We start from the raw sequence: 968 nt of genomic DNA on the forward strand, positions 1-968 counted from the left end.
GCATAGTTTGGTCTGCATCTGTCGAGTTCGTCTATAAATATGAATATAGGTGCTTCATATCCCTTATCAAAGCTCATTCTTGCCCAAAAACCAAGCTCTTTTTTTAAGGTTATAATTGCATTGCTTTTTTCTTTATGTTCTTTAAGCATCAATGTTGCTGCTGATTTAGCAATATCACTAATACTCTCTATTCCAGTGTGGGTTTTTAATAACCCAGATAATATTTCTGGTACCACACCTTTAGTAAAGCGTCCAATTGAATCACCAATTTTAATTAAACGAGAATCAATGCGACCGGAGTAATGTTCTATTTGAGATATCAATGATGAAAATAGTGTGAGAAAAGGATCGTCAGAGTAATCTTGTTTCCATGCATCTATATAGATACATGGATGCTTATCCTTTAAAGAACTATAAAAGCGTTTTATGAAAAAGCTTTTCCCTGCTCCCCATTCAGCGTTTAAGTTGATGACAGTATTATCTTTTTTACCTTTTTCTTTTAGGTGGAAGTAAAGATACTCTGCGTATCTTCTCCTATCTAGTTTATCGGCGGGTAGTAGTTCATTTTCACCGTCTAAGTTGAAAATAATTTCTTTATCCCAATCCCAATCAAGGTCAAATATATTGTTATTCATGTGGTAATCCATCTAAAATTGAGTTTGTTACTTACTCTTCTTTATTTTTTTTCAGAGATCCGCTAAATGACTTGAATGCATCAATAATGTTAGGGGGAGTCTTATTGTTTTCTTTTGAAAATGCAGAATCACCAGACATATTCCAGTCTTTAAATACTAACATCGCATCTTCTTTTGTCGCACTAGAACCATAGATTTGTAAAAATAAGCGTCCAAAACTTAATGCATGCTGCCTATCTTTTCGCCTTATCGATTCATGAGTATAATTTCGTGAGTTGGAAAAACACACATATGCTAACCATGAAAGTAAACCAATGCCTAGAGTACCTCGAA

1 protein-coding gene and 1 pseudogene are annotated in these 968 nt (G+C 34.1%); both read right to left on the reverse strand.

Annotation, left to right across the window (positions count from 1 at the left end; genetic code table 11):
- Nucleotides 1–635: KAP family P-loop NTPase fold protein (locus V1952_RS22075; RefSeq protein WP_420075580.1), on the reverse strand; the 635-nt coding region annotated here is incomplete at its 3' end.
- 31 nt (nt 636–666) lie between these two features.
- Nucleotides 667–968: pseudogene (locus tag V1952_RS22080) on the reverse strand (hypothetical protein); the annotation flags it as partial.

The organism is Yersinia sp. 2542 StPb PI (genome assembly GCF_048593855.1).
GTDB lineage: Bacteria > Pseudomonadota > Gammaproteobacteria > Enterobacterales > Enterobacteriaceae > Yersinia > Yersinia enterocolitica_E.